Consider the following 5,553-nt stretch of genomic DNA (forward strand, 5'->3'; position numbering starts at 1 on the left):
CAGGGTCTCGAAGCCCAGCGCCGTGCAGTTCACCAGCACGTCCAGCCCGGGGGCCAGGGCCGGGGTCACCGGCCAGGGCGCGACCTCCACCGGGCAGAAACCGCCCACCCGGGCCGCCAGGGCCTCGGCCTTGGCCGCGTCGCGGTTGCACAGCACAAGGCGCCCCTGCGGCCCCACGGCCCGGGCGACATAGGCCGCCACGGCGCAGGCCGCACCGCCGGCCCCGAGCAGCAGCACGCGCGCCCCGGCCAGCTCGCCGAACTCCCCGGCCAGGGACCACAGGGCCCCGGCGCCGTCGGTGTTGGCGCCCACCAGCGAGCGCCCGTCCCGGCCGCGATAGACGCAGTTGACCGCGCCGATGGCCTCGGCTTCGGGCTCCAGCTCGTCCAGCAGCGCAACGATGTCGATCTTGTAGGGCATGGTCACCGCGCCGCCGATGTAGCGGCGGTCCGCCCGCAGGGCCTGGACGGCCCCGGCCAGCCCCCCGGGGGCGACATCCATGGGGTGCATGACCCCGGACAGCCCAAGGCCCCGGAAGGCCGCGTTCCACAACACGGGCGACTTGGCCCCCCGGGACGGGCTCTCGCCCAGGATGGCGGCATAGGCCCCGGTGGCGCCCAGGTCGGGCAGCGCGTTGCCGATGCATTCCGTGACGGATTTCATGGCTCCTCCTTGGCTTCAGCGCCCCAGGCGGGCGGAGCGGGGGTCGTCGTCCAAAGACACCCAGCAGCGCGTCTCGTCGCTGCGGTACAGCGCCTGCACCAGCCGGACCACGGGCAGGCTGTCCGCGCCCGAGATGGGCGGACGCAGCTCGCCGCGCGCCAGCCGGTCCACGATGTCCTGCATGAGCGGCCCGTGGGACAGGCCGTAGCCCGTGGGCACCTCCTGGGAGAAGCGGGCCGGGGCCTGCTCGTCGCCGGGCTCGGGGTCCAGGAAGCGCCAGGTCTGGACCTTGTTCAGGGCGATGCCGCCGATCATCACATAGCCCCGCTCGCCCACCACGGAGATGGACGCCTCGAAATCCTCGGGGCGGGCCGCCGTGGTGGCCTCGATGATGCCCTTGGCCCCGGAGCGGAAACGGGCCAGGGCCGTCATGGTGTCCTCGGCTTCCAGGCTGTTCAGCAGGTTGCCCGTATCGGCGCACACGCTCTCGATCTCGCCGCAGACCCATTGCAGGGCGTCGGCGTGGTGGATGGCCTGCTGGTTGATGACGCCGCCGTCCATGGCCCAGGTGCCGTGCCAGCCGTCCTCGTAATAATCCTGATAGCGGCACCAGCGCAGGCGCATGGTCGCCAGCACGACCTTGCCGAAACGGCCGCGGTCGAAGGCGTCCTTGAGGGCGCGCATGGCCGGGTTGTAGCGGTTCTGGAAGATGACCGCGTACATGCGGCCCTTGTCCCGGGCCAGGGCCTCCAGCTCGGCCACCTGCTCGGGCAGCAGCGTGGGCGGCTTTTCGGTGATCACATGCCGCCCGGCCTCCAGGGCCTTGCGGGTGTGCCCGTGGTGCTTGCCCGACTCGGTGCACACCAGCACCACGTCCACGTCGGACGCGCCGAACAGGGCGTCCTCGTCGTAGACCGCCGCGCAGCCCAGCAGCCCGGCCACGGCGTCCGCCTTGTGGCGCGCCGGATCGCAGACCCGGGTCACCACGGCGCCGCGCAGCTCGTTGCGGAACACGTCGACATACCTGTTTTGCACAACCCGGCCGCAGCCGAGCACACCTATGCGGATCATTGCGTCCTACCTTGGGGTTTCCCGTCCGTCCCGGGCAGCGCGCCCAGGTCGTACACCACGTCGGCGTTTTCGATGGTTGAGAGCCTGTGGGCGATGACCACGAGGGTCTTGCCCGGGGCCAGTTTCTCGATGGACTTCTGGATGGCCTTCTCCGTCTCGGCGTCCAGGGCGCTGGTGGCCTCGTCGAAGATGAACAGGTCGGGGTCGCGCACCAGGGCCCGGGCCAGGGCGATGCGCTGGCGCTGGCCGCCGGAGAGCTTCAGCCCCCGGTCGCCGATGACCGTATCATAGCCCTGGGGCAGGTCCATGATGAACTCGTGGGCCTCGGCCAGCCGCGCGGCCTCGCGGATGGCGGCCGCGTCCGCCCCGATGCGCCCCAGGGCGATGTTCTCGGCCACGGTGGTGTTGAACATGAACACATCCTGGCTCACGAAGCCGATGCGCGCGCGCCAGGAGGCCAGCTCCAGATCGGCCAGGTCCCTGCCGCCCACGAGGATGCGCCCGCCGGTGGGCCGGTAAAGCCCCAGCAGCAGGTCGGCCACAGTGGACTTGCCCGCGCCCGACGGGCCGATGAGCGCGGTCATGCCGCCCCGGGGGATGCGGATGGAGAAATCACGCAGCACGGGTTTGTCGCCATAGGAAAATTCCACGTCCTGGAACTCGATGTCCCCGGGCACGCCCTCCACGGCCAGGCGCCCCCGGGCGCCGCCGCCCTCCATAGGCCGGGAGGTGATGTCCTCGACCAGGCGCAGCGCGGGCAGCATGGACAGGATGGTCATGCGCTGCCCGACCAGGACCATCAGGTTCTGGGCGATGCGGTGGGAGATGACCACGAACATGCCCAGGAACGGCAGGATGCCCTGCAGGCTCACGCCCATGACCCCGTACATCAGGGCCACCAGCCCGAGGACGATGGCCGCCATGATCACCTCGCCGATGGAGGTGGGCAATGCCCTCATCACCTGAAACACTTCGGATATCCGCGCGAACCGCTCCAGGCGCTCCCCGAACTGGCCCAGGACGAAGCCCTCCAGGCCGAAGGCCTTGACCTGGCGCACGCCGCTGACGCACTCGGTGACCTGGGAGCTCATCTGCTGCTGGAGCCGCAGCCGCTCCTTGCCGTAGGCCCGGGTGTAGCGGTCCAGCTGGCGGCGGGTCAGCACAAGGATGGTGCCGCACACGCCAAAGACCAGCAGCGTGGCGCGCCAGTTGGTGGCCAGCAGGCACGCGAAGAGGAACACGACCAGCACGACCCGGGCCGCGAAGTCGATGATGGCGCTGATGGCCTGGGACGCGAGCTGGGGCTCGCGCACCGCGTTGTTGGCCAGGGCGCCGACCTCGTTGTTGAGGATGAACCCGTAAGGCGCACGCACATAGCGCTCGAAGATCTGGGCCATCCAGCGCGCGAGGATGCGCCGGGTGAACCTGGCCGAAAAGGCCGTGCGCCAGATGATCAGGACGTTCTTGGCCAGCAGCAGGCCGAGCATGCCCCCGAGCAGGGCGAAGAACAGGCTGGCCTCGCCCGGGAACCACGTCCGCAGGCCGTCCAGGATCGCCCCGCCCCACGACCCGGCCTGCACGTCGCCGGACATGACGCTCAGGATGGGCATGATCAGCGCCAGCCCGAAACTCTCGGCCACGGCGGAGGCCAGGATGAGCAGCAGCAGGGCATAGCCCGAGCGCCAATCGCGCTGGCCGACGAGCCGACGCAGGCGCTCCAGGCGGGATGTCGCATTCACGGCAGCAGATTCCCCAAGCACACCCCGGCGCCCACGACGTGACGCACAAGCATAAACGCTTCCGCAGCCTGGAGGCCGCAGGCCGAACCCCGGACGCCGGAAAGCATGCGCAGCGCTTCGAGGGAACGCGGATGCGGGAAGGGACGCCCTTCCTGGGCATAGGCCTCCATCGCGGCCAGTTTGCGCTCCAGAGTCGCTGTTACATCGAAGAACACGTTGGGCGTAAAAGCCGGAAGGACGCCGCCAAAACTCCATTCCGTGGACGAGGGGACCTCGAAGGACAGGACTGTGCGCACGGGGTTGCGCCCCTGGGGTCGGGTCGCGGTGAGCACGGCCCGGGCCGTGACACAATGGTCCACGTTCAGATCTCCAGAATGATGCGTGAACACGACGGACGGGCAACATTCCTGGACAAGGGTTTCCACCACGCGGACGATTTCCAGCAGAGGCACGGAGTCAAAGGCATTGTCTGGAAAATCGAACTGACGGACTTCCTTGACGCCGAGGATGCAGGCGGCCTGGCCAAGCGCGTCCTTGAGCGCCGCCTGTTGACGCCGCTCCTCTTCCCGGCCCGGCAGGCGCGAAGTGGCCCCGGCACTCAGAACGGCAGCCACCAGAGGCCAACCTTCATCGGCCAGCCGGGCCAAGGTTCCCCCGCAACCCAGAACCTCGTCGTCGGGATGGGCAACGATGGCGAGTATGCACTTATGCATGACCGTGACCATCTCGCTGAGGCGCAGAGGGCTCCGGATGCCAAGGTTCACACCGCATCACTCCCCGATTGAGTGACTGGCAACAACATTTCCGTTGTCCGGCCACCGCAAAACAAAACCTGCGATCCCCTGGAAACAGTCCCAAGAGGCCAGCCAATGACGGCCTGAACCCACCTTTGGCGTGTTTCCCGGGAGTACCACCGCGAGTACCTGAAATTGCACAATCTCTCAGCGACATCACATCCCGCATTGCCCCGTCCCTCCAGCCAGTCGGCGGACATCGGCCTTGGTCAGGTTGCCATCCATGATAATCTCCAGCGACGATGGGCCATGGTTGAAAAGCAAGTCCACCACACTCATGTACGGCAGGAATGCACCATGCTGTTGACGATATACGGGATGTCGGTAGTCTTGGAAGCAAGGTTCAACCCCCGCCGCCCGAAAGGCTTCCACGTCGGCATAGTCACGCCCCAGCTTGCCGAAGACATATACCTGGCAATCAATCTTGCGACACATGTCCAGCACCAGCTCCGATTTCGCCCCCCGCAAATCGAGATCGCGCGCGTCAAGGTATTCCACATGCAGACCAAGCTCATCGAGAAACCACAAAAGCATCTCTTCACAAAGATCCGCCAACAAAGTCCATTCCCTGCGTAGATATACCTCCTCAAAGTATGCCGCGTATCTGGGAAAATACGGACTCCGAGCATAGTTGACCAGCAACGACTTCCAGTGCTTTTCGGCCCACCGTGTCGAGTTGTTGATTTCGATCTCCGCCAGCTTCTTGTCCCTGTGCCCTGACTTCAAAACAGGCACCGTCATCCACATATCGCCCTGTGGTGTCTTGATCTTGTTCCTGCTGTTCCAATCTTTGGGAAGATACTGCACTTGGTTGAACGAAACAAAAACGTCTGCCAGGGCGATTTTGTGAAACAGACCCAACCAAGGGATATAGGCTGGCTGATGGGCCGTGAGAATTTTTGTCATCACTCGAGCACCGCATAGCTCCGGGTGGTATCGAACGGCACCCGGCGCAGGCGCAGGGTATTCAAGCCGAGTTCATCCATAACTGCCAGGGTCTCACCGGGCCAGCCCTGGTGGTTCAATTCGTCAAAAGCAATCACGCTGCCTTTGGGCATGCGCGGTACAAAGTGTTTCAGGGCCGTTCTGGTCGCCTCATAGATGTCGAAGTCCAGATACAACAGCGAAACAACCAAATGCTTGTTGTTCTCAATAAACTCTGGAATGGTACACGTGGCATCTCCTCTAACCAATTGAACCTTGGAGATATGGCCTATGGGGCGATTCATATCATAGAGCCTGATACACTCTTCCAACTCTGCATAGCTGTCCACAGCCATGCCCCC

Annotated in this window: 4 protein-coding genes and 2 pseudogenes; all 6 read right to left on the bottom strand. The window is 65.6% G+C overall.

Going from position 1 to position 5,553, the window contains the following annotated elements; genetic code table 11:
- Positions 1-663: pseudogene (locus tag M0P34_RS13305) on the bottom strand (hypothetical protein); the annotation flags it as partial.
- A gap of 15 nt (positions 664-678) precedes the next feature.
- Complete coding sequence (locus tag M0P34_RS13310; protein ID WP_291499943.1) at positions 679-1,734, bottom strand: Gfo/Idh/MocA family oxidoreductase; 1,056 nt, start codon at positions 1,732-1,734, stop codon at positions 679-681.
- A complete protein-coding gene (locus M0P34_RS13315) occupies positions 1,731-3,473 on the bottom strand; it encodes an ABC transporter ATP-binding protein (protein WP_291499945.1) in 1,743 nt (580 codons plus the stop codon). The genes M0P34_RS13310 and M0P34_RS13315 overlap by 4 nt, the downstream gene beginning before the upstream one ends.
- A complete protein-coding gene (locus tag M0P34_RS13320) occupies positions 3,470-4,198 on the bottom strand; it encodes a PIG-L deacetylase family protein (protein WP_291499947.1) in 729 nt (242 codons plus the stop codon). The genes M0P34_RS13315 and M0P34_RS13320 overlap by 4 nt, the downstream gene beginning before the upstream one ends.
- Positions 4,199-4,423: 225 nt before the next feature.
- Positions 4,424-5,173, bottom strand: a complete 750-nt coding sequence (locus M0P34_RS13325; protein ID WP_291499949.1) for a WbqC family protein — start codon at positions 5,171-5,173, stop codon at positions 4,424-4,426.
- A pseudogene (locus M0P34_RS13330) lies at positions 5,173-5,553 on the bottom strand (crotonobetainyl-CoA--carnitine CoA-transferase); the annotation flags it as partial. The gene M0P34_RS13325 and the pseudogene M0P34_RS13330, both read right to left, overlap by 1 nt.

It is taken from the genome of Desulfocurvus sp., assembly GCF_023230885.1.
Lineage (GTDB): Bacteria > Desulfobacterota > Desulfovibrionia > Desulfovibrionales > Desulfovibrionaceae > Desulfocurvus.